At 65.7% G+C, this 22,569-nt stretch carries 18 protein-coding genes, 1 tRNA gene and 1 pseudogene; 8 read left to right on the forward strand and 12 right to left on the reverse strand.

Annotated features, from left to right (window positions below; all coding sequences use genetic code 11):
* The first annotated feature begins 36 nt into the window (after nt 1-36).
* Nucleotides 37-1,154: pseudogene (locus tag K369_RS27855) on the forward strand (ISAs1 family transposase).
* 368 nt (nt 1,155-1,522) lie between these two features.
* Here K369_RS27855 and K369_RS22955 read toward each other — a convergent pair.
* Both K369_RS22955 and K369_RS22960 read right to left on the reverse strand, forming a co-directional pair.
* A complete protein-coding gene (locus tag K369_RS22955) occupies nt 1,523-3,427 on the reverse strand; it encodes a DUF6538 domain-containing protein (RefSeq protein ID WP_036294555.1) in 1,905 nt (634 codons plus the stop codon).
* Nucleotides 3,428-3,527: 100 nt separating this feature from the next.
* Nucleotides 3,528-3,601, reverse strand: a tRNA-Gln gene (locus K369_RS22960).
* A gap of 364 nt (nt 3,602-3,965) precedes the next feature.
* Between K369_RS22960 and K369_RS22965 the strand changes: the two genes are divergently transcribed.
* Complete coding sequence (locus tag K369_RS22965) at nt 3,966-5,042, forward strand: Ppx/GppA phosphatase family protein (protein WP_036294558.1); 1,077 nt, start codon at nt 3,966-3,968, stop codon at nt 5,040-5,042.
* A gap of 67 nt (nt 5,043-5,109) precedes the next feature.
* On the opposite strand, the gene K369_RS22970 is transcribed toward K369_RS22965, so the two are convergent.
* From K369_RS22970 to K369_RS22980, 3 genes are all read right to left on the reverse strand, one after another.
* Nucleotides 5,110-6,771 (reverse strand): porin, encoded by a 1,662-nt coding sequence (locus K369_RS22970; protein WP_051949498.1) that lies wholly within the window; start codon nt 6,769-6,771, stop codon nt 5,110-5,112.
* 251 nt (nt 6,772-7,022) lie between these two features.
* Nucleotides 7,023-8,687 (reverse strand): OprO/OprP family phosphate-selective porin, encoded by a 1,665-nt coding sequence (locus K369_RS22975; protein ID WP_051949499.1) that lies wholly within the window; start codon nt 8,685-8,687, stop codon nt 7,023-7,025.
* Between the two features lie 206 nt (nt 8,688-8,893).
* Nucleotides 8,894-10,564 carry an OprO/OprP family phosphate-selective porin gene (locus K369_RS22980; RefSeq protein ID WP_051949500.1) on the reverse strand — a complete coding sequence of 557 codons (1,671 nt, stop codon included), beginning with the start codon at nt 10,562-10,564 and terminating at the stop codon, nt 8,894-8,896.
* A 622-nt stretch (nt 10,565-11,186) separates the two neighbouring features.
* Between K369_RS22980 and K369_RS22985 the strand changes: the two genes are divergently transcribed.
* Nucleotides 11,187-12,842: an OprO/OprP family phosphate-selective porin gene (locus tag K369_RS22985; RefSeq protein ID WP_245278276.1), complete on the forward strand. Its 1,656-nt coding sequence runs from the start codon at nt 11,187-11,189 to the stop codon at nt 12,840-12,842.
* Nucleotides 12,843-13,110: 268 nt separating this feature from the next.
* Nucleotides 13,111-13,338 carry a DUF2093 domain-containing protein gene (locus tag K369_RS22990; protein ID WP_036294563.1) on the forward strand — a complete coding sequence of 76 codons (228 nt, stop codon included), beginning with the start codon at nt 13,111-13,113 and terminating at the stop codon, nt 13,336-13,338.
* A gap of 6 nt (nt 13,339-13,344) precedes the next feature.
* On the opposite strand, the gene lpxK is transcribed toward K369_RS22990, so the two are convergent.
* The 4 genes from lpxK to K369_RS23010 all read right to left on the reverse strand — a co-directional run bounded on the left by lpxK (nt 13,345) and on the right by K369_RS23010 (nt 16,827).
* Entirely contained in the window at nt 13,345-14,328 is a 984-nt protein-coding gene (lpxK, locus tag K369_RS22995) for a tetraacyldisaccharide 4'-kinase (protein ID WP_036294566.1), read from the reverse strand.
* Between the two features lie 21 nt (nt 14,329-14,349).
* Nucleotides 14,350-15,627, reverse strand: a complete 1,278-nt coding sequence (locus K369_RS23000; protein ID WP_036294568.1) for a 3-deoxy-D-manno-octulosonic acid transferase — start codon at nt 15,625-15,627, stop codon at nt 14,350-14,352.
* A gap of 136 nt (nt 15,628-15,763) precedes the next feature.
* Nucleotides 15,764-16,012: a DUF4170 domain-containing protein gene (locus K369_RS23005; RefSeq protein ID WP_036294571.1), complete on the reverse strand. Its 249-nt coding sequence runs from the start codon at nt 16,010-16,012 to the stop codon at nt 15,764-15,766.
* Nucleotides 16,009-16,827, reverse strand: coding sequence for a 3'(2'),5'-bisphosphate nucleotidase CysQ (locus K369_RS23010; protein WP_036294574.1), 819 nt, complete (start codon nt 16,825-16,827; stop codon nt 16,009-16,011). The genes K369_RS23005 and K369_RS23010 overlap by 4 nt, the downstream gene beginning before the upstream one ends.
* A 240-nt stretch (nt 16,828-17,067) precedes the next feature.
* Here K369_RS23010 and K369_RS23015 point away from each other — a divergent pair, with 240 nt between their 5' ends.
* Complete coding sequence (locus tag K369_RS23015) at nt 17,068-17,601, forward strand: DUF6101 family protein (RefSeq protein ID WP_051949573.1); 534 nt, start codon at nt 17,068-17,070, stop codon at nt 17,599-17,601.
* Here K369_RS23015 and ubiA read toward each other — a convergent pair.
* Together ubiA and K369_RS23025 are read right to left on the reverse strand one after the other, a co-directional pair.
* A complete protein-coding gene (gene ubiA, locus K369_RS23020; protein WP_036294578.1) occupies nt 17,592-18,545 on the reverse strand; it encodes a 4-hydroxybenzoate octaprenyltransferase in 954 nt (317 codons plus the stop codon). The genes K369_RS23015 and ubiA overlap by 10 nt on opposite strands.
* On the reverse strand, nt 18,542-18,958 hold the full coding sequence (locus tag K369_RS23025) for a hypothetical protein (protein ID WP_036294581.1): 417 nt from the start codon (nt 18,956-18,958) through the stop codon (nt 18,542-18,544). The genes ubiA and K369_RS23025 overlap by 4 nt, the downstream gene beginning before the upstream one ends.
* Before the next feature lie 191 nt (nt 18,959-19,149).
* Here K369_RS23025 and K369_RS23030 point away from each other — a divergent pair, with 191 nt between their 5' ends.
* Both K369_RS23030 and K369_RS23035 read left to right on the forward strand, forming a co-directional pair.
* On the forward strand, nt 19,150-19,893 hold the full coding sequence (locus tag K369_RS23030) for a 16S rRNA (uracil(1498)-N(3))-methyltransferase (protein ID WP_036296382.1): 744 nt from the start codon (nt 19,150-19,152) through the stop codon (nt 19,891-19,893).
* 195 nt (nt 19,894-20,088) lie between these two features.
* A complete protein-coding gene (locus K369_RS23035; RefSeq protein WP_156968027.1) occupies nt 20,089-20,394 on the forward strand; it encodes a hypothetical protein in 306 nt (101 codons plus the stop codon).
* A gap of 322 nt (nt 20,395-20,716) precedes the next feature.
* Here the strand turns inward: K369_RS23035 and K369_RS23040 are convergent, their stop codons facing one another.
* Nucleotides 20,717-22,090 (reverse strand): glutamate--cysteine ligase, encoded by a 1,374-nt coding sequence (locus K369_RS23040; RefSeq protein ID WP_036294585.1) that lies wholly within the window; start codon nt 22,088-22,090, stop codon nt 20,717-20,719.
* A gap of 311 nt (nt 22,091-22,401) precedes the next feature.
* Between K369_RS23040 and K369_RS23045 the strand changes: the two genes are divergently transcribed.
* Nucleotides 22,402-22,569 (forward strand): Flp family type IVb pilin, encoded by a 168-nt coding sequence (locus tag K369_RS23045; RefSeq protein ID WP_036294587.1) that lies wholly within the window; start codon nt 22,402-22,404, stop codon nt 22,567-22,569.

A 22,569-nucleotide genomic window follows, 5' to 3' on the forward strand; every position in this document is an offset into this window, starting at 1 on the left:
AATCTATAGGCGACAACCCGAATCGGAGGTTGTCGCATGCAGGTGTCGCTTCTGGAGATTTTGCGGGACATTCCGGATCATCGTCGCCGAGAAGGCAAGCGGTTCGATCTTTCGACGGTGCTGCTCTACGCGATCATCGCCATGGTCGGCGGCGCCAATTCTTATCGGCAGATGCATGAGTTCATTCGCGCGCATCGTCTGCGATTGAACGACGCCTTCGGCCTGAAGCTGCCCTACACGCCATCCTACACCGGTCTGCGGCTGATCCTGCAAGGCGTCGATCCGGCAGCGTTGGAGGCGGCGTTTCGACGTCATGCCGCGAGCATGCCGGCGCCGCCCGCCGTGCAGGGGCTGACGGCGATCGCCGTCGACGGGAAGACTCTGCGCGGCAGCTTCGATGCGTTCAGCGACCGGAAGGCCGCGCACATGATGTCGGCGCTGCGACACGCCGATCGGATCGTGCTCGCGCATGTGATGGTCGCCGAAAAGAGCAATGAGATTCCCACCGCTCCGGAGCTGATCGAAGCGCTGGGATTGAAGCGCTGCCTGTTCACGCTCGACGCAGAACACTGCCAAAAAAACTGTTCGAACGCGTGATCGCGTCCGGCAATCACCTGCTGACGCAGGTGAAGGACAATCAACCGGGCCTGCGTCGCCGGCTCGAACTCGGCGCGGCGGGCCGCAAGCCGAGCGGCTCTGCGACGAGCCAGTCGAAAGGCCGCAACCGCTGGGAGACGCGAAAGCTTTCTGTCTTTCCAGCGAAGGCGTGGTTCCGCCATACGGCGTGGGAGCCGCTCATAAAGACCGTGCTGCGGCTGGAGCGCACAATCTACCGCCGCGATCCGGCGACCGGTCTTTTGAAGCAGACGATCGAGACCGTCTATTGGGTGTCCTCGGCGACCGGCCCGACGCCCGAGCGTTGGAACGAATGGATCAGAGGCCATTGGCGCATCGAGAACGGCAGCCACTATGTGCGCGACGTGGCGTTCGCGGAGGACGCTTCGCGCATTCGCAAGAACCCGGACATCGTCGCGCGGCTCCGCTCCTTCGCCTATAATCTCCTGCGCGCCGATGGTTGCGACAACATCAAGAACGCCAGATGGCGCGCCGCTCTCAATATCCGAGCTGCCCTCGAAATGGCAGGGGCTCGTTAAGAACTGCACAGCCCTGAGGGGGAGGGCTGGCACGTGCAACGGAAGCCCGTGCAGTGTCGGGTTGTCGATGGCGACACCTCCTTCATTTACCGCCAAATCGGAATAGCAGCGCGTCGCATTCATGTCGAACGGCAGGACGCGATCTACGAACGGCTCCAGCACACCTTCACGCGCCACGGCGGGTTCGCCTTGCCTATGTCCACCGTCTATCGGGCGTCCGATCCCCAGGGACCGGCGAGCCGTTGGATGATCGAACGTTGCGAAGTGTCCGAAGCAGATGGGCGCCGAGGACGTGATCGCCGCTCCGACGCTTGTCGCTTCGTATGCAAAAATTTGGGACAGGGCCGGCGCGTCTATTCGACGCTCCCTCACGCCTTTACCTTTTCCTTTGTCTTCACCTTCACTTGGTTCTGTCCCTCCTTCTTGCGCATCTCCTGCTCGGCGAGCTTGCGGAACATGTCGATCTCTTCGCGCGCGCCCGGCGCCTGCACGCCCTTGGGGCCGGCATAGCGCAGATGCGACAGATCGGCGGCGATGGTCACCCCGTCGATCGCCGTCTTCAAATTGGTGAGTAAGATCACCTTCGTATAGCGCGTGCTCTCGCTCGTGCGCTCGTCGCTCGCGTGCCCGGTGATCTCGTCGACCCAGCCGGGGTTGATGTCCGCCCGGTTCTTGAGCGCCGTCGTGACATTGTGCCGGAAGGAATGGAAGTCGACGAGCGGCTCTTTCACGCCGATCTTGTGGCGATAATGGGTGAACCGCCCGCTGAAGGCGTCCGAATGCCGATTTCCCGACCCCTGGGCGATCAGCTCCGGAAACAGCGGCTCGTCCGCAGCGCGGCCGTAAAAACGGTATTCCAGAAATCCGAAATCCAAGATGAGGGTCGGCAGCGGCAGGTCGCGATCCGAGGAGTCGGTCTTCGAGCCGCGGATTTCGAGATAGGCGATGCCGTCGAGGAATTTGATGTCGCCGACCTTGCGGCAGCACAATTCGTCCTCGCGGGCGCCGAGCAGCCGCCCGAGGAGCGGAACCCAGAACAAGGCGTCGCGGTAGATGGTCGGTCCGGGCTTGCTGCGGCGGTGGATCGAAAGGCAGCCGGTCCACACCGCCGATTCGAAGAGCTTGCGCTCCAGCGACGCCGGCCACATCCGCCGTTCCTCGCGAGCGGCGCGGCCTCGGCGGCGCTTGGATTTGAGTCCGGCGAAAGGGTTTTTCAGCCCGTCCGGCAGGCGGCCGTTCTGCTCGAGCCAATTCCAATAGGTGGAGAGATTGGTCAGATGCTTATTGGCCGTCGTCGGCGCGAGCATCGGAACCGTCTCCTTCGGATTCTCTTCGCGGAATTTCACGACGGCGGCGCCGACCTTGGTCAGCGGCAGATCGCGCCACTGGCGCGACTTGTCGTAGTAGCGCGGCAGACGGAGAAGGTCGGCTTTGTAGTCGGAGACGACCGCCTTCGTGATTCGCGTCGGCGGCGGATCGCCGACCAGCGCCTCGAATGTGTTGCGGGCCGAGCGCGCATTGTTCGGCATGTCCGCCTTCCACTCCTTCAGCGTCGTCTTGCTCTCGACGAAATCGTCCCAGGCGGCGAAGAACGGCTTTTCCGGCGCGGGGGCGGGCGCCGCCGCGGGCTGCGGCGCGGGCGGCGCCGGCGCGGCTGCGCTGCGCGGCACGGGCTCGACCTCGCCGCCCTCGATGGCGAACGTCTCGTCGAGCAGAGTCATGAAGCCGCGCAGCACCGCGCGCTCGATCATGGGTCCCGCCGGCCCGTCCAATTTCTCCTCCGCGATGCCGATCTCGGCGCAGGCCATCTTCATGGCCTCTCGCAGAAACGGGCGCGCCTCCGCCATCTGGCCCGCGAGAAGGGCGGCGATCGCTGGACGGAGGTCATCCTCGTGATTGATTCGCGCCACCGTGTGGAACAGATTTTGGGTCTCTTGGAGGAATTCCGGCCCGAGTCGCGCGGCCTCCTCGGCGTCGAAATAGGAGGCGCCGTGGCTGGCGAGATTGTTCTCGACCGCGACCACCTGCCTGTCGATCCAGGCGCGCACGAGCCTTTCGGCCTCGGCCTTGACCGTAACGAGATCGAGCTCCTCCATCAGCCTCTCCACGCACGTCCGCAGCACGCGCGCCCGCTTGATGGCGAGCCGATAAGCGGTCGTGCGCAGCCCCACGACAATCTCTCTCCGGCCGCAGAAAGACGCAAGCCGCTGCGGCAGGGCGAAACGGAACTGATAGGCGGAGGCGCGCCGGCGCAGATTGCAGCCGCTCTTCATGGATTTTGGACCCCATTTTGGACCAATGCTTTGGACCTCGGGGCGCGCGAAACCGGGGCTCTTTTTCAAGAGCCTGGAACTCTAGGGATTTTATCGAGTATGGCTGGGGGACCTGGATTCGAACCAAGATTAACGGAGTCAGAGTCCGCTGTTCTACCGTTGAACTATCCCCCAACGGTCGCGCGGCGAAGCGGCGCGTCGCGGTGATCTAAAGAGAGGATGCGCCTCTGTCAACATGATCGGCGCGGTTTGATCAGCGCGGTATGTGGCGCGACCTTCGCCGGTTTTCACAATGGCCTCGCTCGCGCCCGTCGGCCCGCCCGCCGGCGCGGCCCGTAAACGCGCTCCTTGGCATTCGCGCCGGCCTTGCTACACTTCCCGCGATCGGCCATGAGAGTTCGTCGAGACGGGGATCGGCGGCGCGGCGGCGCGAAGGAAAAAAGGCCGATCGGGAGGCGGGTTGAAAAAGCCGGAACATTGGGGCGGGGGCCTGGGCGGAGGCGAGGCGTCGCGCGCTGGAGCGGGGGCGCGCGCATCCGTGGACGGCGCGGGCGATCCTGTCCGCCCGTCTGACCCCTCTTGCGCTGCGGACGTCTCCGCGCGGAGCGCTCGCCTTCCGGGCGAGCGGCGCGACGATCATGTCTATGCGGCGCTCGATCTCGGCACCAATAATTGCCGGCTGCTGATCGCCCGGCCGGAGCAGCGCTCACGGCGCAAGACCGACCTGCTGCGCATCGTCGACGCTTTCTCCCGCATCGTGCGGCTCGGCGAGGGCATGGGCTCCTCGAGCCGCATCTGCGAGCAGGCGATCGAGCGCACGCTGGAGGCGCTGGACGTCTGCCGCGAGAAAATGAGCGCCCGCGGCGTCTCCCGCGCCCGGCTCATCGCCACCCAGGCCTGCCGCGCGGCCGAGAATGGCGCCGAATTCGTCGAGCGCGTGCATGAGCGGACCGGCCTGCTGCTCGAGGTAATCGATCGCGAGACCGAGGCGCGCCTCGCCGCGCGCGGCTGCGGCTCGCTCGCCGACCCGCGCGCGGAGAGCATTCTGCTCTTCGACATCGGCGGCGGCTCCACCGAGCTGGTGTGGCTGACGCGCGACGCGCAGGGCTGCGAATTGCGCCATTGGACCTCGCTCGAGCTCGGCGTCGTCTCGCTGGCGGAGCGATTCGGCGGCAAGAGCGTGACGCCGGCAATTTACGAAGCGATGACGGCGCGCGCGCTCGAGGGGCTCGCCGCCTTCGCCGAGCGCACGGCGGCGGAGCGGCGCTGCGAGCGTTTCCATCTGCTCGGCACCTCCGGCACGGTGACGACGCTCGCCGGCGTGCATCTGGGCCTCGAGCGCTATGATCGCTGGCGCGTCGACGGGCTCTGGCTCTCGGACGAGGACGCCACGCGCGCCATCGATTCGCTGCGCGCCATGGATTTCGACCAGCGCGCCGCCAATGGCTGCATCGGCCCGCAGCGCGCCGATCTCGTGCTCGCCGGCTGCGCGATCTTCGAGGCGATTCGCCGCGTCTTCCCGGCCTCCCGCACGCGCATCGCCGATCGCGGCCTGCGCGAGGGCATGCTGCTCGAGATGATGGAGGCGGACGGCGTCTTCACGCGCGAGAGCTAGAGTGCTTTCGAGCGAAGCGGGAACCGGTCGCGTGAAGACGACACGACTGAGCGAGGAGCTCTCGGCGTCAGAACGAGCGCTGCAGGCGCACGCGTCCCTCCACTGTCGCATTCGCGCCCTTCCAGGACGGCAGGCCCACCGACCACAACGCAATGTCCGGCGCGAGCCCCACCGGCCGGTTGTGGTGATTGTCGCGCAGATACATCAGCTCGCCGCCGAGATCGAAATTCTTGATCGGCGTCCAGACGAGATTGGAGCCGACCCGATATTCGGTCGTGTTCACCGCGCCGACGCCGCCGCCGAAATCCGCTATGGCGCTCGGGCTGTAATAGAGCTCCATCAGCGAGCCGTAGACGCCGGAGGAGAGCGTCGGCGTCCAATAATGCTTGAAGGCGGCCAGTCCCACCCAGCCGATCGATTTGTCGCAATGGGCGGCGGCGGTCCAAATGCAGTCGAAGCTCAGAAACTCCCAGCCATTGCTGGCTTTGATGCCGCCATTGCCATAGCCGTAGAAGGCGTTGCCATTCACCGGGCCGCCGTTGAAGCTGAGATTATTGCCCATCAGATAGCCGACGGCGCCGCGGGCGTAGGTCCCCTGCACCCATAGCTTGTCGCCCTCGGAAAAAATATCGGGGGCGAATTTGTCGAGATTGAACTGCCAGCCGAGCTGGAACGCATAGCCGTAATCCTCCTGCGAAACGACGGGGATGGCTGTGCCGAGCGGCAGTCCGGTGACGGGCGTCGCCACCGTGGCGTTGCGTGTGTAGGTGGATGTGCGCAGCTGATGCGCCGCGCCGGACAGCTGCACGGCGCCCCAGGGCTGGTCGATGCGGAATGCGCCGACGATCTCTGGAATTTGCACGCCGTCCGGCACGCCGGTGAAGCGCGTTCCCCAGGCCGCCGCCGCGGCGTCCGCCGCAGCGCCCGAGAGGCCATAAACCGCGGCGACGTAATTGAAGGCGCCGATCGTCGAGCCGATGAAGCCGCGTCGCGAGACATTGTCCTCGAGCGAGAAGCTGAGCGAGGCTCCGTCGCGGAAACTATAGGTATAGGCCAGCGCGCCGACGGTGGAGTTGGAGCCGCGCAGCGCCTCCCAATCGATATTGTCGGTGTAGAAATCGAAGAAAGACTGCACGCGGCCGGCGGTAATGCCGCCAAATTGCACAAAGGCCTTGTTGAGGATCGTCGTCTCGCGCGCCGTGGTGCGGAACACATTGCCGTTGGAGAAATTTGCGGCGCCGAAATATTGCGAGCCGCTGATCGAGCCGGTCGCCGCGCTGCTGTCCGAGCCGAATTGCGATTCGAGCCGAATGAAGGCGCGCATCGTGCCGTAGTCGGTCGGCGCGCGGGCGTCCATCTCGACCCGGCCGATGCCGACGAAGCCGCTATTGTCGCCGCTGCGCGGATTGGAATAGCCGAGGAGGGGAACATGGCCCGGTATGCCGAGCGGATTGGAGTTGATGCTCGGGCCGAAGGCGAAAGGATTGTCGGTCGCGATGATGTTGCGCGACATGCGGTAGGAGGTGCTCCACGAGCGCCATTCGGCGACGACGGCGCCGCCGATGCGCAGGCAGGTGTTGTTGCCGGGGATGTAGAAGAAGGCCGAGCCATATTGATCGCAGATACGAACATATTCGACTGGCGCGGCCTGTCGTTTCGGAAGCTCTTCGGCGCGCACGGCGGCGACGCAAGACGTTGCTATGGCCATTCCGACAAGAAATCGCTTCATAAATGGCATGTTTGCAGATCCGTCGAAGCAGCGATAAATCGAATTGCGTATTTACACTTAGGTAAACGACTCGATTACCGACTATTCGCCGAATCGGCAGCATGAATATCTTAAATGATTACGATTGTTTCTGCATGTTTGAAAAGGGCGCAGCTGGACGATGATGCGTGAAACGACGACGGCCGCCCGATGAAGGGCGGCCGCGACGTTAGAGAGCGTTCTGTAGATCGTTCAGACCTCGAAGGTCTCGCTCACCAGAAGATCTGCGCTCTGGCGAGGAAGAGGCTGGGGTGGTCGCCATTGAGGAAGGGACGATCGGAGGGCGCGATCAGCGTCAGCGTCTTGGTCCAATTGGCCTGGAAGCGCACGCCTTTGACCGGATACCAGTTGAGCGCCAGCGTCAGATTCTCCTGGCGCCCGCCGAGCGTCGCCGTGCTGGCCAGGGCCTTTTGCGCGGCGTTGCCGGCCACGGTCGCCGCATAGACGAAGCCGCCGTCGACGAGGCCGCCATTGTTGAGATTGAGCTCGCTGAAGCGGGCCGCGAACTCCCAGGCGCCCAGACCGCCCTTGTTCACCGGATTCTTGATCTGAATGTCGGTGAAACTGCCGGGCGTGTTGAAGTCCTTGTCGTAGCCGCGATAGGAGGCGGCGCGGGACTCGCCGGTCAGAAATACGGAGCCGAAGACGTAATAGCCGCTGTAGCGCAGGCTGGTTCCGCCGCCATTGCCGTAGATGAGCACATTGGTGGCGTCGCGCTCATATTGGGCGGCGATATATTCCGCCTGCAATGAGACCGGGCCATAGGCGGCGGCGGCTTCGAAGCCGTAATTATAGGAGTATTTCAGGCAGCTCGAGCGCCGCGCGAAGGGCGCGCTCAGCAGGCCGACGCCGGTGGTCGCTATGTTGAGGCTCGCCGCGGAGGCGCCGCAGGAGAGGTCCTGGGCCGCGGAGACGCGGGTCAGCGCGCCGCCGCCGCCGAGCACGTCGGTCTCCTCGCGCTCGCTCGACTGGCCGGGGCGCAGATCGGCGGCGTCGGTCGCGGCGGTGGTGTTGTTGGGCTTGTGATATTTGAACGAGCCGCCGAGGTGGAGGAGCTTGTCCTCTTCCTGGATGGGCGCATAGGTGGCGCGGACGGCGGCGTCCCAATATTGCGATTCGCCCGTGGGCGGAGAGGTCGCCGTGTCCTGCGGGCTGGTCGAGAAGATGCCGGTCTTGATCGACCACTGCTTGTCGCCGGCCGCGATCGCCGCGCCGATGTGGCGGCTCGGCGAAAGGACGGAGGGCAGCGAGCGCTCGACAAAGACGAAATGCTTCGACGATTCGATGGCCTCGAGGCTGAAGGGCTCCTTGAAGTTGCCGATCTGGATCGTGACTGGCTGCTTGGTGATCTCTTCGGGCAGGAACCTGTTGCGATAGGCGAAATAGAAGTCGCGAATGCCGGCCGCGCCCGAGCCGGTGAAATCATATTGGAGCTTGTAGTACCAATTCTTGAAGGCTTTGCCCTCGACCTCGAGACGGGCGCGGCGGAAGCCGACATTGGAGCGAGAGATGGTGTCGGCGGAGGAGGCGAAGCCGCCGTCGGCCTGAATGTGCCCGCCGACCTTGAAATTGAAGTCCTGATCCTCGGTCTCGACGAAGAGGCCGTTGCGGAAGGAGACGAAGACCGGCGGCGGCGCGCTCGTTCCCGGCGCGGCCTTGGCCGCGTTGAGCGCGTTCTTGACCTGAGCATGATCCTTGCCCTGCTGGGCGACCTTGGCCTCGAGCCGCTTGAGCTCGGCTTTCAGCGCTTTGATCTCGCTCGCCGTGTCAGCCAGCGCGGACGCGGGAACGGCGAGGGCCGAAGCGAAAGCGATGAGAGCGACGCTGCTCGAGAGGCGCCGCATGGTTTTGCCGCGCAGATGGCTATGCCGGTTCATTTGTCTCCCCGTGGAATCTCCCTACGTAGCGCATACTATCCATAGACAAAATAATATGACTAGTCTGGCCTCGGACGGGCGGATCGCTTTCTCGGTCGCTGTTGCGCAAATGTCACGCTTCCCTGGACGCGAAAAGGCCGCCCGGAGGGCGGCCTTTTCTGTTTTTCATGACCTCGTCTCGCGGCCTCGAACGCCGGAGACTTCGCTCACCAGAAGACCTGCGCGCGGGCGATGAAGGCGTTCGGGTGCTGGCCGTTGAGATAGGGACGATCGGACGGCGCGACGAGCGTCAGGGCGCGGGTCCAGTTCGCCTGGAAGCGAACGCCCTTGTCCGGATACCAGTTCAGGCCGATCGTCAGATTCTCCTCGCGGCCGCCGATGGTTCCGGTCTTGCTGAGCGCCTGCTGGAGCGCCGAGCCGACGCCGAGCGTGGCCGAATAATTGTCGCCGGTGAGGCCGCCGTTGTTCAGATTGAGCTCGCTGAAGCGAACGGCGAACTCCCAGGCGCCGAGGCCGCCCTTGCTGAGCGGATTCTTGATCGCGACATCGCTGAACGTGCCGGGGGTGTTCCAATCCTTGTCATAGCCGCGATAGGAGGCGGCGCGCGTCTCGCCGGTCAGGAACACCGAGCCGAAGACATAGTAGCTGCTGTAGGAAAGGCTGGAGCCGCCGGCATTGCCGAGCAGCAGCGCATTGGTGGGATCGCGTTCATATTGGGCGGCCACATATTCGCCCTGCAGCGAGAAGGGGCCGTAGACCGCGGCGGCCTCGAAGCCGTAGTTATAGCTGTATTTCAAGCAGCTGCTGCGGCGGAAGAAAGGCGCGAAGGCGAGCGCCGCGGCCGGGACGGTCGAATTGAGGGTTCCGGCGCCGGCGGCGCAGGAGAGGTCCTGAGCGGTGGGAACGCGGATCAGAGCGCCGCCGCCGCCCAGAATGCCGAGCTCGTCGCGGCTCGCATTGCCCGGACGCAGGAAGTTGGCGTCCGTCGCCGCAGTGGTGTTGTTCGGCTTATGATAGAGGAAGGACGCGCCGACATGCAGCAGCTTGTCCTCCTCGAGGATCGGCGCATAGATCGCGCGCACCGAGGCGTCCCAATATTGCGCCTCGCCGGTGGGCGGCGCGGTCGTGGCGTCCTGCGGGCTGGTGGAGAAGAGGCCGGTCTTGACGGCCCAGTTCTTGTCGCCGACGCCGACCGACGCGCCGATATGGCGGGCGGGGGTCAGCGCCTCGGTCATGGCGCGCTCGATGAACACGATGTGCTTCGACGAGTTGAGCGTCTCCAGGCCGAACGGCTCGTATTGATTGCCGACCTGGAAGGTGACCGGCTGCTTGGTGATCTGCTCGGGCAGCAGCGACGTGCGATACGCCAGGAAGGCGTCGCGAATGCCGGCGACGCCGGTCCCGGTGAAGTCGTATTGGAACTTGTAATACCAGTTCTTATAGGCCTTGCCCTCCACCTCGAGGCGGGCGCGGCGGAAGCCGACATTGCTCGCGGAGAAGGTGTCGGCGCGACCGCCGAAGCCGCCGTCGACCTGAATGCGGCCGCCGATCTTGAAGTCGAAAGCCTTGTCCTCGGTCTCGACATAGAGGCCGTTCTTGAAGCTGACGAACACCGGCGGCGGGGCATTGCCGCCCGGGGCGCTCTTGGCCGAGTTCAGCGCGTTCTTGACCTGATGCGTCGTCTTGGCCTGGTCTTCGAGCTTGTGCTCGAGCCGCTTCAGCTCGGCCTTGAGCGCCTTGATCTCGCTCGCCGTGTCGGCGAGAGCCGCCGTGGGCGCGCCGAACGCGCCGAGGAGGGCGACGGCGGCCACGCCTCCCAGCAGCTTCGAAGGCGTCGCGCCTTTCGCGATCGTCTGGACGTTCGGTACCTGTGTCATGTCAGCCTCTGCCTTGAATTGCTTACCGCTATGGCAGCGCTAGAGGCGTTATGTGACACAATCATCACAAAAGGTGGCGGCGCCGAATTGTGACAATGGTTTCTACCTAGGGTGTTGCCCAAATGCCACGTCGATAGGCGTGAGGCCGAAACCGCAAGTTCGCGATAAGGCCCTACGATTTGCCGGATTGTCGAATCGTCGCGGTTTGTTCGGCGGTCGGGGCCAAGGCCTCCGCAGCTTTGCCGCGCGCCGCAATGTCGTTGCACCTCATAGCGCTGGCCATCCAGATTGTGTCGAATAGGCAACATATACGCGAAAATCCCTAAGAGAAGCCGATTTCGGCCTTGCGCAAACGGCCGATCGAAATGTAAGACAATTACATATGATGTATCCAAATAACATATCGCTTATCGAAGCTCGTCATATGGGCGTGGCCGGTGAGAAATTGGGCATCATCTGACAATGAGTAGGCAAACGGTGCAATCGTCGTGCGCCTTGCGTGTGTGCTTCGGACCCGGAGACTTGTCGGCGTCCCGAGATATTCATTCGATCGCGTGAGTATCTCGTCCGGCGAACAGAAATCCGAGCCGCTCACGCAAAACGCCGAGCGCAGGGGGCTTTGATGAAAGAACAGAAAATCGGGTCGAAAATGGCGCGGCTCTCGGGCGGCGTGGCGCTCGCCGCCTTTTGCGGGCTGCTGGGCGTTCCGGCTGCCGCGCTGGCCGATACGGCAGGCGAGATCAAGGCGCTGAAGGAGCAGCTCAAGCGTCTCGAGGCCAAGGTCGCCGATCAGGCCAAGACCAATGTCCAGGTCAAGAATGCGCTGAACTCCGCCAGGACTCTGCCCGGGCTCGTCGCCCCGCCGCCCGTGTTCGTCAGCTTCCGCAACGGCCTCTTCGTCGAGACCGAGGACAAGGCGTTCAGCTTCAAGCTCGGCGGCCGCATGCAGATCGACGGCGGCTTCTCGAGCTCGGCCGACACCATGTCGCGCAGCAATGTCGGCTTCCGCCGCGCGCAGATCTGGATCGAAGGCAAGGCCTATAAGGATTGGTACTACCGCTTCCAATACGACTTCACCAACACGGGCGTGACCGGCATTCGCGACGCCTATCTGGCCTATCGCGCCAAGCTGCTGCCGGAAGCGATCACCAAGCAGCCCGTCACCTTCCAGATCGGCAATTTCTTCGAGCCGTTCAGCATGGAGACGAACAGCTCGTCGAGCAACATCACCTTCCTCGAGCGCGCGCTGCCGACCGTGCTGGCGCCGAGCCGCCATACGGGCGCGGCGGTCACGATCGGCGACAAGACTTGGACAGTGAAGACCGGCATCTTCTCCACCTCGCCGCAGGACACTGCGGTCGCTCCGCCCACCGGCGGCGCGCAATATTGGGACGCGGCGGTGCGCGCCACTTATGCGCCCATTCAGGAAGAGGACAAGCTGCTGCACATCGGCTCGTCCTTCCGCTACCACAAGCCGAACGATACGACGGCCGTCACCAATGCCGCCTTCCTGCGGCCGGGCGCCGGCACGGAGCGCGAGGAGGCGGATATTCTTGGCGGCAGCGGAACCTGGACGCGCGTGTCCGCGGCTCAGGATTTGAGTTGCGCCGCCTCCGGCAGCCTGGCAACGACCGCGACCGGCCTCGGTCTCCTGTCCGCGCCCTTCATCCTGAAGAACGGCTGCTTGAAATACGCCTATAGCTACGGTTTCGAAGCCTCCGCGGCCTATGGCCCGGTCTCGCTGCAAGGCGAATATATCGCCACGCGATATGAGCGCGATCCGGTCAACGGGCTCCTGCTCGGCAATGGCGGCGGCTCCAGCCTCCAATACAGCGGCTACTACGTCCAGGGTTCGGTGTTCCTGACCGGCGAGTCGCGCGCCGCCTCCTACAATGGCTACGACAAGAACTACTTCACGCCCGGCACGATCGGCCCGGTCCAGATCAAGGATCCCGTCAACAAGGGCGGCTGGGGCGCCTGGGAAGTCGCGGCGCGCTTCAGCGAGCTCAATCTCAACAATGGCGGCCTCGTGGACGGTAACTATGTCTATGCGGCGACCGTGGCCGGCAACGCCGCGCAGAAGGCGCTGGCCAGCACGGCGACGCTCGGCGGCCGTCAGGAAAATCTGACGATCGGCTTGAACTGGTATCCGGTCAACGGCTTCCGCCTGCAGGCCAATTGGACGAAGGCGCTGACGCTGGTCGCGCCTTCCGACCGCCCCTATCTCAACGGAGACCATCCGAGCTTCTTCCTCGCCCGCGCCAACGTCTTCTGGTGAGAGCGCGTCGAAAAAATAATCGAATCGATCGTCATGGCCGCCCCTCCGGGGCGGCCATTCGCGTTTCGGAGCGATTTCTTTCCCAAGGGCGCTCGTCCGAGGCGGCTTCTGGCGCGGGCGCAGGTTTTTTGGGGAGCGCATGCGCAGGCTTGGCCGCCAATTTGCAATTCGGCCTTGCCAATCGCGTCTCTCCTATTGAAAATTCGGCATGACCTCGTTTATTTCGTCGGTGCGCCGCTTTACCGAGCGGGCGAGACGCAGGATCCGCATGAACCGGTTCGAACGACAGCCGCAGGCCGCGGTCGAGGCCGAGGTCGAATATCGCGATGGCGACTTCCGCATTCGCCGTCCAGGCGCCTTTGTGCGCTGCGCCGTGACCGGAGAGCCCATACCGCTGGAAGAGCTCCGCTATTGGAACGTCGACCTGCAAGAGGCCTATTCGAGCACCGACGCCAAGCTCATCCGCATCGGCGTGAGCTTCCCGAAGAAGCCTTGAGCCTTCTCAATTCCGCGTCAGCGCGCGGCGCAGAAGCTCGCAGAGCGTTTCTTCCTTTTCCAAGAGCAGGCCGATCGGCAGAACGTCGACGCGCGCGGCCATGTCGGGAGACAGGCGGGCCGCGTCCTTTGCCGTCGTGACCAGCGTCGCGCCGAGACGCGCGGCCTCGCGCTCGAGCGCCGCCATCTCGCGCGCCGTATAGGCATGATGATCGGCGAAGCTTTTTCTGCCGATGATCTCGATCCCTGAAGCCTCCAGCGTCGCGAAAAATTTCTCGGGCCGCGCGATCCCTGCAAAGGCGAGCGCGCGCTGCGGGAGGCGCGCGGGTAGGGGCGCGACGCTGGCGCGCAATACGGGCTTTCCCGCCGCTTTCGCATGTTCGGCGACCGCGTCTCCTGCGGCGCCCTCGCCGATCAGCACGAACGCATCCACAGCGGCGAGCTGGCGCGGCAAAGGCGCGCGCAGCGGGCCGGCGGGCGGGCACAGGCCATTGCCGGCGCCATAGGCGCCATCGACGACCATCAGCGCGAGATCGGGCTCGAGCCGCCGGCTCTGCAAACCATCGTCCAGCACCAGCGCCGTCGCGCCGAGATCGCGCGCGAGCTGCGCCCCGGCCGCGCGATCGACGCCGACGATGGTTGCGGCGCAGCGCGCCAGCAGCAGCGCTTCATCGCCCGTCTCGCGCGCGTCATGAATGCTCGGATCGACGCGAAAAGGCGCGCGCCGCGCATTGTGGCGGCCATATCCGCGGGTGAGGAAGAACGGCCGCTCGCCCATTTCCGTGAGCAGAGCGGCGACGGCGAGCGCGGCCGGCGTCTTGCCGTCGCCGCCCAGCGTCGGCCCGCCGATCACAATCGTCGGAAGATCGGCGCGCCCGCCCTTCCGTCTCAAGCGCGCTGAAGCGATCGCGCCGTAGAGCGCGCCCAATGGCGCCAGAGCCCGCGCCAGCGGCGAGGCCGGCGCGCGTCGCCAAAAGTCAGGCGCGCGCATTTGCGATGCGGCGCCGCCGGCTCATTTCTGCTCCAGCGCCGATTGCGCGAGATAGGGTTCGATCGCCGCCATAATGCTCTGTGAGGCGCCGCCGAGCTTTCGCACCACCTCGGCCCCGGCGCGGCCCATCGCGCGCATGCGAGAGGGGTCGGAGAGCAGAAATTGCAGCGCGCGCGCCAGCGATTCCGCGTCGCTCACGCGGGCGGCGGCGCGGGCGGCGGCCAGCTCGCCATAAATATCGGCGAAATTCTCGACATGCGGCCCGTGCAGGATCGCGCAGCCGAGCTTGGCCGGCTCTATCGGATTGTGCCCGCCCTCGGCGGTCAGCGATTTTCCCGTGAACACGACGCTGACGGCGCGCAGGAACAGGCCGAGCTCGCCCACTGTGTCGGCGACATAGATCTGCACGCCGCGGCGCGGCTCGCCGTCGCGCGAGCGCAGGCCAACAGCGAGACCTTTGGCGCTGGCGAGAGCGGCGATCTCGGCGCCGCGCTCGGGCTTGCGCGGCACGATGATGGTCAGCAGCGAGGGAACTTCCGCGGAGAGCGCGAGATGCGCGTCGATCGCGATCTCCTCCTCGCCCGCATGGGTGGAGATCGCCGCCCAGACGGGACGCGGACCGATGGCGCCGTTGAATTCGGCGAGCCGGCCGGCGCCGACGGGCGGCGGCGGCACATCGAATTTCAGATTGCCGCAGACGCGCACGCGCGGCGCGCCGAGGCCGAGATAGCGCGCGGCGCTCTCGGCGTTTTGCGCGAGGCAGAGATCGATCTCGCCGAACAAGCTTCGCGCGCCGCCGGGCAGTCGCCGCCAGCGCGCGGCGGAGCGGCGCGAGATGGTGGCGTTGACGAGCACGAGCGGCAGCCGCCGCGCATGAATGGCGCGGATCATATTGGGCCACAGCTCCGACTCGGCGAAGAGCACGATGTCGGGCCGCCAATGCTCGAGGAATCGCTCGACGAATTGCGGCGCGTCCAGCGGCAGGAATTGATGCACCGCGCCGGCGGGGAGCCGCGCCCGCAGCACTTTGGCGGAGGAGACCGTGCCCGTGGTGACGAGAACCTCGACGCCGCGCTGAATGAAGCGCTCCACCAGCGGCAACAGAGCGAGGCTCTCGCCGAGACTCGCGCCATGCAGCCAAACGAGCCGTCCGGCGGGACGCTCGAGGCTCGGCGCGCCCATGCGCTCGCCGAGCCGCGCGGGATCTTCCTTGCCTTGTCTCGCGCGCCAGCCCAGCGCCACGCCGGCGAGCGGCGTCAAACCGATGGTCAGCAACCGATAAATCGTCAAGACCGGCATCGACGCCCCGGTGAACTCGCCAATATTGCGACGGCCGAACTCTCGCCGCGCCGTCCTCGAATGAAAGGGCCGGTCGCGACGCCCCGGCCCAGCGGGGCCGTCGGGCGCGCCGTCGATCGGCCGCGCGGAAGGAGGCTCAATTCGTCTGGGGATCGAGGAGGCTGTGCAGCTGCACGACGAAATAGCGCATATGGGCGTTGTCGACGGTGGCGTGCGCTTTCGCCTTCCAGGCGGCGAGCGCCGAGGCGTTGTCCGAATAAATGCCGACGATGTCGAGCTTCGTCGGGTCGCGGAAGGCGACGCCCTGGAGGTCGATCAGTTCGCCTCCGAAAACGAGATGAAGCGCCTGTGGCGCGCCGCCGTTCAGTGTCGTCGTTTCGCTCATATCACGCCCTTGGAAACGGCTCGCGCCAGCGCGAGACTCTCGGGAAAGATCGATTGCGGCGCCGCCACCAGCATATCGCGCCGCAGCTGCGGACGATTATAGCGCAAGGGAAGCCCCTCGAGCTCGGACAAGACGCCGCCCGCCTCGGTGAGTATCACATCGGCCGCGGCAATGTCCCAGTCTTTCGAATCCGCGGAAGCGATGGTGAGATCATTGCGGCCGGAGGCGACGTCGGCGACGCGCAGAGCCAGCGAGGGCGTGCGGTCCTGAATCGCGAATTTATATTGCGAGCCGGCGAAGCGCGCGGAAAGGCCGCGGGGCGCCTCCAGCCGCGCGCCCGCCAGAACGACGCGCGTAGCGACGCGGATCGGCGCGCCATTCAGCGCCGCGCCATGGCCGGCGGCGGCGGCGAAGGTCCATTCCAGCGCCGGCGCATGAATGACGCCGAGCTTGGGCCGCCCTCGGTCGATCAGCGCGATGGAGACCGCCCAGCGCCTGTCGCCGCGCAGAAAAGCCTGCGTTCCGTCGATCGGATCGACCACCAGCAGCCGGGGGCGAGCCAAGCGCTCCTTATTGTCGGCTGTCTCCTCGGAGAGCCAGCCGGCGTCCGGGAACAGCGCCAGCGCCGCCTCCTGCAGGAAGCGGTCGACCGCCATATCCGCCTCGGTCACGGGCGAGCCGCCGTCCTTATAGGAGACGGCCGCGCTGGTCTTCTCGCCCGGGCGGAAGAAGCCCATGGCGATCTCGCCCGCTCGCCGCGCGACGGCCTCGAGCTGCGGCAGCTGAGCCGCGAAGTCGGTTGCATTGTCGGCCATTGCTATAGTCGTTAAGCGAGCGGAGCCCCTCCCGCAAGGCGGTCTTTTCGGCGAATTGCCGCGAATTTCGACGATCTCGTTTGCCGGGCGCTAACCCAAAGCTCGCGAATCGGTCGAAAACGCAATGGTTTACGGGCGATTCACCAGCCTTGTTAGCGAGCTTTGCCGCAACCGTCGCCCAACATGCGACCCATGAAACGCGAGATCAGTCGCGAAGGTCACATCTCGGGGAGCGAGCGCATGTTCGAGACCAAAGTCATGGCGGAGACGCAGCTTCAATTCGCCGTTCAGCGCGATCGGCGCGCCGACGGCGGCCAGCGCCAAGTGCGCGTCGGCCGTCGCGACATTCTGATTTCCCGGCGCTTCGCCGGAATGTCCATGATGATCAGCGTGCCCGTGCAGGCCTATCGCGGCGTCGCTCTCGACGTCGAGCCGAGGCTGGACGGCGGCACCTCCTATCGCCTGTCGCTCGCCCATCAGGACCCTGATCTCGACGTCGTTCTCACCGAGACGGCCGATGGCGGCGCGATCTCGGCGGATTGGAAATATTGGGCGTCCTATCTCGATCTGCCGCGCCTCGCGGCGCGCGGCGGCGAGCTGGAGACGATCGATCCGCGCCTCGGCGGCGTCGCGCTGCGCGAGACGATCGCGCGCCGCAAGAACGCCACGGTCATCAAGCGCCGTCCGCGCTTTTGCGCGCGCCGCAAGCAGGGCGAAGGCGAGCGCATGGCGACGGTCTATGAGGGCGAGCGCGAGATCGTCTGCTATGAGTAAGCGAGGATGGCGCTCTGCGCCGCGAGGCCGGCGAAGAGCAGCAGGCCGGCGTCGCGATTGGAGCGGAACAGCATGAGCGCCGTCTCCGGCGCGGCGGAGTCGCTGGTTCGATAGACCTGCCAGCAAAAATGCGCCGCATAGGCGGCGAGGCCGATCTGCGCGAAGCCGCCGACATCGGCGGACAGCAGCGCCAATTCCGCGAAGACGGCGGAGCCGAGATAGAGCGCGCCGACCGCGAGCCGCACGCGCGCGCCGAACAGCAGCGCCGTCGAGCGCACGCCCGCAATGGCGTCGTCGCGCTTGTCCTGCAGCGCATAGATCGTGTCGAAGCCGATCGTCCACAAAATCGCCGAGGCGTAGAGCAGGACGGCCGGCAGGCCGAGCCCGCCGGCGAGCGCCGTCCAGCCGAGCAGCGCGCCATAGGCGAAAGCCAGCCCCAGCACCGCCTGCGGCCAGGAGGTGACGCGCTTGGCGAAAGGATAGATCAGCACGATCAGCGGCGAGGCGAAGCCGAGCGCGATGGTGAAGCCGTTGAAGGACAGAAGAACGCCGAGTCCGACGAGGCATTGCGCCACGAGAAAGGCGATCGCGGCGCGCAGGGAGACGCGGCCGCTGGCGAGCGGACGCAGCCGCGTGCGCTCCACCTTCGCGTCGATCTTGCGGTCGACGATGTCGTTATAGGTGGAGCCGGCGCCGCGCATGGAGACCGCGCCGATGAAGAAGAGCAGCAGATGCCAGACATTGAGCGGCGCGCCGAGCGCCGCGGCGGCGAGCGCGCTGCCTTGCCAGCAGGGCAGCAGCAGCAGCCACCAGCCGATCGGCCGATCGAGGCGGGCGAGCTGCACATAGGGGCGGAGCGGGTCCGGCGCGAGGCGCCACAGCGGATGGTCGGCGACGGCGTCGGGCAGCCGCGGCTCGTCCTGAGGCCGTTCCGCAGCGCTCACAGCGGGCCGGCGGGCAGCTTCTGCGCCTGCGGGCCGATGCCGGCGGCAGCCTCTTCCTGCATTTTCTTCGCCTTGGCGGCGACCGCGCAGGCCTGGGCGGCGAAAGTCTGCGTCTTGCCTCGCGCCTGCTTGAAGCCGTCGACCATAGCGTCGGGAATGTTGCACCATTCCTTGTTCTTATCGATATAGGCGGCCATCTCGGTCTCTATGGAGACGAGCTTGCGCGCCACCGGACAGGCCGCGACCGGGTCCATCTTGCCCTTGGACGCCTTGCCGATATTGTTGAGCGTCTGAATCTGCGACATGCGCCGCTGCGAGAGCTTCTGAAAATCCTCCTGGCAGGACTGGGCCAGAGCGGTCGGCGCTCCCGCCGTCGCGAGAAGAAGTCCCAAAATCGGCGCGCCGGCGATCATGCCCGCGACTTTTCGCGCATTCCGCTGTCCGCTCCTGGCCGTGATTGCACCCTTGGCCCTCATGGCGGCGATCCCCTTGTTATGGTTTATGCGGTCTTAGCAAGAGACTTGCGCCTCTTGCAAGCATCCGGCAGTTTCGCGGATAAAGCGGCGGCTTGATGGCGCTCCCCTCTCACCCTCCGGGAAAGCTCGTGTCACGTTATGATTTCTCCGCGCAGAGGCTCTTCGTCGAGGCGCCCCTCGAGGCCGGCGCGCGTATCATTCCGGACGCCGACCGGCTCAATTATCTGTTGAATGTGCTGCGCCTGCGCGAGGGCGACGCGATCTTGCTGTTCAACGGCCGCGACGGCGAATGGCGGGCGAGCCTCGAGGAAGTGGCGAAGCGCAAGGCGATTCTCGTCGTGCAAGAGCGCCTGCGCGAGCAGACCCTCGGCGCCGATCTCCATTATTGCTTCGCGCCGCTCAAGCACGCGCGGCTCGACTATATGGCCCAAAAGGCGACCGAGATGGGCGCCGCGCGCCTCGCCCCGATCATCACCCGCCGCACCCAGGCGCGCCGCGTCAATCTGGAGCGTCTCGCCGCCAATGTGGTGGAGGCGGCCGAGCAATGCGGCGTGCTGAGCGTGCCGGAGGTGGCGGAGGAGGTCGAGCTGGAAGCCTATCTCGCCGCGCGCGAGGCGGGGCGGCTGCTCGTCTTCTGCGACGAGGACGCCGAGGGCGCCGATCCCGTCGCGGCCCTGCGCGCGGCGCCGGCGCATGCGGGCGTCGATGTTCTGGTCGGCCCGGAGGGGGGCTTCGATCCCGCCGAGCGGGAGGCGATCCTCGCCGCGCCGCTCGTCGCGCGCCTTTCGCTCGGCCCGCGCATCTTGCGGGCGGACACGGCCGCCGTCGCGGCGCTGACGGTCGTGCAGGCGGTTCTCGGCGATTGGCGCTGATGACCTTGCCGAGCGACACGATCCTGCCACGATTATTCGACCTTATTGGACCTAAGTGGTCGCCGTCGCGTGACCCCTCGCGTCGAAGCGTGCGAAGTAACGAGTTGGTAAACATCCGGCGGCAACATCGAGGGGCGCGCAAGGCGCGTCGACTCGGTTGTTGCGATGCGAGACATTTTCGAGGCTGATCTGCGAATGACCGTTTTCACCGCCGAAGCTCGCGGGCTCGACGTCCGCCGTCTTTTCGCCTGCCTGTGCCTTTGCGCCGTTGTCGGCGCGCCGGCCGCGGAGGCGCAGACGACCGGCACGATTCCCGCCGGCGGGCGCTGCGCCCGCTTCGGCGAGGGGTTCGTCCCGGTTGCCGGCTCGGATAATTGCGTGCGTCTCGGCGGCCATGTGCGCGCCGGCGATCTCGGCCCCGGCTGGGGGCAGGCGGGCGTGCGGCCGATCGGCCATTCCTATGTGCGCGCGCCGGGGGCGCCCGGCCTCTACGCGCGCTGAACGCGCGCGTCATTCGAGCCCTGGAGTCGGAAACGCCCCCTCCCTCCCCCGCTATCGCGCACGGCTGTCCGGGGAAAGTTTTTCGGTTGTAGCCAACGTGTTGGAGGATTCGCGCAGGTTGTATTTTCTGCGTTCGAAGCGCCTCTCCGCTCTCTTTCTCGGACGTTCGCAAGCAGCGGACGTTGAAAAGCACGCGGAAAGCGCCCATCGTGGATTACAACACTGCCTCCAAAGACTCGCATGCGTTGCGCGATATTTTTCCCCGGACAGCCGTGCACGAAGCGGGGGTAGGGCTGGGGAGGGGCGCAGCGCGTCGCTCCTCTTACAGCAGGCAATCCGTGAAGGCCGGATCGACAGAGCGGCCCCAGCTTCCGTGATAGGCCTCGAGCCGCTGCTGGGCCAAGGTGCGGCCCGTCTCGGCGATCTCCTCCAGCGGCGCGAGATAGATGGTCTCGTCGCGGCCTTGCGCGTCCAGCCTCGCCCGACGGGCGAGGCCGCCGCGCGCCAGAGCCAGCATATCGCGCGCAATGTCGAGCGCCCGCCGTCCGCCGATGCGCGCCTCCAGGGCGAGGCGCGGAACATCGGCGCGCAGCGCCTCACGCTCCTCGGCGCTCCAGCCCTCGATCAGCGCCAGAGCGCCGTCCAGCGCCGCGCGATCGTAGAAGAGGCCGACGAAGAGCGCCGGCAGGGCGGTCATATGGGAGCGCGGCCCGCCATCGGCGCCGCGCATCTCTAGATAGCGCTTCAGCCGCGCCTCCGGGAAAATGGCGCCGAGGTGATTGGCCCAGTCCGACATAGTCGCGCGCTCGCCGGGCAAAGCGGCGAGCTTGCCGTCCAAGAGGTCGCGGAAGCTCGCGCCGGCGACGTCGTGATAGACCTCGCCGCGCTTCACGAAATAGAGCGGCACGTCCAGCGCGTAATCCACATAGCGCTCGAAGCCCATGCCGGGCTCGAAAGCGAAGGGCAGCATTCCTGTGCGGTCGCCGTCGGTGTCGCGCCAGATCTGTGAGCGTTGCGACAGGAAGCCGCTCGGCTCGCCGTCGATGAAGGGCGAGTTGGCGAAGAGCGCTGTGACCATCGGCTGCAGCGCCAGGCCGACGCGCAGCTTGTCGACCATGTCCTTCTCGGACGTGTAGTCGAGATTGACCTGTATGGTCGCCGTGCGGAACATCATGTCGAGGCCGAGCGAGCCGACCTTCGGCATATAGGAGGCCATGATCCCGTAGCGCTGCTTGGGCATCGCCGGGGTCTCGCTGCGCCGCCACTTCGGGCTCGCGCCGAGATCGAGGAAGGAGACGCCGAAACGGCGCGCCACCGGCTCGAGCGCCGCGAAATGGGCGTCGAGCTCGGCCTTTGTCGCATGGACGGTGGGCAGCGGCGCGCCGGAGAGCTCGAACTGTCCGCCCGGCTCCAGCGACACGGCCCCTATGCCATGAGGATCGAAGAGGCCGATGATCGCATCGCGGTCGGTGATCGGCTCCCAGCCGAGCGCGGCGCCCAGCCCTTCCAGCAGATCCTTAATGCCGCCGGCGGGCGACGTATAGGGGACCGGCGCGCGGCTCGCGTCGAAAAACGCGATTTTCTCATGCTCCGTCCCGACATTGAGATCATCGGGCGTCTTAACGCCAGCCTCGAACCACTCCACGAGCGCATTGCGCGACGTGATCGGCGTCGTATCGTTTACGTCGCGAGCCATCAGCAACTTTCAGTGAGGACCGGCGCAGCGGTCCATATAGGTCGACTTCCCTTTCGGCGGGCGCGAAAGGGCGGGCGCGAACCACAGCGCTTCCGGCCTGGGCGCCGAAGCAATATGCGTTCCGGCTGCTGAATTGGCGGAAAAGCCGCCCGCGCGCAAGACCGCCCCGCTGCGCCCGGCGCCCGGGCGGCGCATGGCTTAACGCTTTCGAGACGAATTAAGCTTATGTTTCTGTTACCGAGACGGCCGCGTTTTCGTCCTATGAGGCGCGACGCTCGCCACCCGGCCAGACCGCTCGAGGAATTTGATCCATGACGAATTGCCTGCGACGATTTCTGGCCGACGAGAGCGGAGCGACCACGCTCGAATATGCGATGATCGGCTTTTTTCTCTCGATCGTGATCCTGGCGGCGACGCGCATCATCGGCACCAAGCTCTCGGCGGCCTATTATCTGCCCGTCGCCAATAATCTGACCTGA

This window comes from Methylosinus sp. PW1 (assembly GCF_000745215.1).
Classification (GTDB): Bacteria; Pseudomonadota; Alphaproteobacteria; order Rhizobiales; family Beijerinckiaceae; genus Methylosinus.

Excerpts from the sequence above, each read along its gene's own strand:
- K369_RS22955 (WP_036294555.1), bottom strand. The coding sequence starts at position 3,427 with ATGAAGAGCGGCTGCAATCTGCGCCGGCGCGCCTCCGCCTATCAGTTC.
- K369_RS22970 (WP_051949498.1), bottom strand. The coding sequence starts at position 6,771 with ATGAAGCGATTTCTTGTCGGAATGGCCATAGCAACGTCTTGCGTCGCC.
- K369_RS22975 (WP_051949499.1), bottom strand. The coding sequence starts at position 8,687 with ATGAACCGGCATAGCCATCTGCGCGGCAAAACCATGCGGCGCCTCTCG.
- K369_RS22980 (WP_051949500.1), bottom strand. The coding sequence starts at position 10,564 with ATGACACAGGTACCGAACGTCCAGACGATCGCGAAAGGCGCGACGCCT.
- K369_RS22985 (WP_245278276.1), top strand. The coding sequence starts at position 11,187 with ATGAAAGAACAGAAAATCGGGTCGAAAATGGCGCGGCTCTCGGGCGGC.
- K369_RS22990 (WP_036294563.1), top strand. The coding sequence starts at position 13,111 with ATGAACCGGTTCGAACGACAGCCGCAGGCCGCGGTCGAGGCCGAGGTC.
- lpxK (WP_036294566.1), bottom strand. The coding sequence starts at position 14,328 with ATGCGCGCGCCTGACTTTTGGCGACGCGCGCCGGCCTCGCCGCTGGCG.
- K369_RS23000 (WP_036294568.1), bottom strand. The coding sequence starts at position 15,627 with ATGCCGGTCTTGACGATTTATCGGTTGCTGACCATCGGTTTGACGCCG.
- K369_RS23005 (WP_036294571.1), bottom strand. The coding sequence starts at position 16,012 with ATGAGCGAAACGACGACACTGAACGGCGGCGCGCCACAGGCGCTTCAT.
- K369_RS23010 (WP_036294574.1), bottom strand. The coding sequence starts at position 16,827 with ATGGCCGACAATGCAACCGACTTCGCGGCTCAGCTGCCGCAGCTCGAG.
- K369_RS23015 (WP_051949573.1), top strand. The coding sequence starts at position 17,068 with ATGTTCGAGACCAAAGTCATGGCGGAGACGCAGCTTCAATTCGCCGTT.
- K369_RS23025 (WP_036294581.1), bottom strand. The coding sequence starts at position 18,958 with ATGATCGCCGGCGCGCCGATTTTGGGACTTCTTCTCGCGACGGCGGGA.
- K369_RS23035 (WP_156968027.1), top strand. The coding sequence starts at position 20,089 with ATGACCGTTTTCACCGCCGAAGCTCGCGGGCTCGACGTCCGCCGTCTT.
- K369_RS23040 (WP_036294585.1), bottom strand. The coding sequence starts at position 22,090 with ATGGCTCGCGACGTAAACGATACGACGCCGATCACGTCGCGCAATGCG.
- K369_RS23045 (WP_036294587.1), top strand. The coding sequence starts at position 22,402 with ATGACGAATTGCCTGCGACGATTTCTGGCCGACGAGAGCGGAGCGACC.